The organism is Bilophila wadsworthia ATCC 49260 (assembly GCF_000701705.1).
Lineage (GTDB): Bacteria > Desulfobacterota > Desulfovibrionia > Desulfovibrionales > Desulfovibrionaceae > Bilophila > Bilophila wadsworthia.
The window spans coordinates 1-1,796 of record NZ_JNJP01000179.1 but is presented as its reverse complement, the minus strand read 5'-3'; the positions used below and the strand labels follow the sequence as shown (position 1 = coordinate 1,796).

3 protein-coding genes and 1 pseudogene are annotated in these 1,796 nt (G+C 58.6%); all 4 read left to right on the top strand.

Annotated features, from left to right (window positions below; translation table 11 throughout):
• Nucleotides 1-58: 58 nt before the first annotated feature.
• On the top strand, nucleotides 59-325 hold the full coding sequence (locus T370_RS0121785) for a hypothetical protein (protein WP_029436512.1): 267 nt from the start codon (nucleotides 59-61) through the stop codon (nucleotides 323-325).
• The gene (locus T370_RS0121780) at nucleotides 309-503 is read left to right on the top strand and encodes a hypothetical protein (protein ID WP_029437001.1); all 195 of its coding nucleotides are present in this window, start codon (nucleotides 309-311) and stop codon (nucleotides 501-503) included. Before T370_RS0121785 ends, T370_RS0121780 begins: the two co-directional genes overlap by 17 nt.
• Nucleotides 503-1,009 carry a DUF1804 family protein gene (locus T370_RS0121775; RefSeq protein WP_029437000.1) on the top strand — a complete coding sequence of 169 codons (507 nt, stop codon included), beginning with the start codon at nucleotides 503-505 and terminating at the stop codon, nucleotides 1,007-1,009. Before T370_RS0121780 ends, T370_RS0121775 begins: the two co-directional genes overlap by 1 nt.
• Nucleotides 1,006-1,796 (top strand): annotated as a pseudogene (locus T370_RS0121770) (phage terminase large subunit); the annotation flags it as partial. The gene T370_RS0121775 and the pseudogene T370_RS0121770, both read left to right, overlap by 4 nt.

The following is a 1,796-nucleotide window of genomic DNA, read 5'->3' as shown; positions in this document are numbered from 1 at the left end:
ATTGCCGGGGGCTTGAAAGCCAGCTCGGTACGCTGGCGAGGGTGGTGTCGCCGTGACGATGGACGCGCAGACGGTGATTATCGGCCTTCTCAGTCTGGTATGCGGCTTGCTGGCCTACTGGGGCACCCGGCTTGAGGGCCGCGTTGACGAGCTGAAAGAAAACCAATGCCGCATTGTTGAAGAAATGCACAAGAACTATGTGCCGCGCGAGGATTGCCGGGAACGTACCGGACAGATCCTTGCGGGCCTGGAACGGGTTGACGACAAGCTTGATCGCGTCGCTGACTCGGTACGCTCAGGGGGAAGTCATGGAAAGCAAGCATGATAACGAGGTGTTGCAGGCACTGGCCCGCATTGAAAAGAAGGTTGATGCGCTGGCGGCCACGGTTGAAAATGGGCAGGAACATGCCGCCACGAACAGCGTAGTTTCCGGCGGGCTTTCCGGGGCCGTCGTCGCCGTGGCCCTTGTCTATGCTCAACTTATTCTTGGGGTGCGCGCGTAATGGCCCATCCGAAAAGCAAACGCATGGCCCTGCGCTCGGCATACTGCTATAAGGCGCTGTCCCTTGAGGAGGCCGCCGCCCTTGTCGGTATTTCCATCGGTACGGCCCGGCGCTGGAAGACCGACGCGCAAAAAGCCGAAGATGACGATTGGGACAAGGTCAAGGCGGCGTCAAGTCTGGCGGGCGAGGGCATGGAAGCCGTGGCCCGCCAGATGCTCAATGACTACGTGTTGCAGCACCGCACATTGATGGAGCGGATCGGTAAGGATGAAGACATGCCGCCCGCCGAAAAGGTGGAAGCGCTGTCTTCCCTTGCCGACTCTTTTGCAAAAACCATTGCCGCAAGCAAGCGCATTTTACCGGGAATAGACGAGCTGAGCACATCCACTAATCTTATTAGAATGCTTGCTGATTTTACAATCAAACATTTTCCGCAACACGCTTCAGCACTTTTAGAGGTGCTGGAGCCATTCGGCGATCTGGTTGAGAAGGAGTACGGAAAATGAAAAAACTTTCCGCTAAACAGTTCCGGTACGCGCTTGCCGACATTGCCGCCGCCCTGCAACAACAGATCGAAGCTGATTGCGAGGGCTTCCCGTCCGATCCCAAGGCTTCCACCAAGCGCCGGGAACAGGCGCTTGCCGACTTTATCTTTTTCCGGCGCACGTACTTCCCGCACTACTGCACGATCCCCGGCGACAGCACGTTGCATACATGGCTTGACGCCGCCTTGCCGCGCATGGCCGAAGCCCGCGAAGGCCAGCACATCGCCCTTGCCGCTCCGCGCGGCGAAGCGAAAAGCACATTTATCTCCCTGTTTTTCGTGCTGTGGTGCGTTCTTACCGGGCGTAAACGCTACATCCTGATCATTGCCGACGCGCTGGAACAGGCCGCGATTCTCTTGGAGGCGGTCAAGGCGGAGCTGGACGGCAACCCGCGCCTTGCTATGGACTTTCCCACAGAAACCGGGCGCGGGCGCGTATGGAACGTCGGCACCATTTTGACCGCCCAAAACGTGAAGCTCCAAGCCCTCGGCGCGGGCAAGCGTATGCGCGGCCTGCGTCATGGCCCGTACCGCCCGGATCTTGTGATTCTGGACGATCTGGAAAACGACGAGAACGTGGCCAAGCCCGAGCAGCGCGACAAGTTGCAAGACTGGTTGCAAAAGACCGTCTTGAATCTTGGAGCCGCCGACGGAAGCATGGATGTGGTCTATGTGGGCACGATCCTGCATTACGATTCCGTGCTTGCCCGGACGCTGGACAAGCCCACGTGGCAGTCAAAACGGTTCCG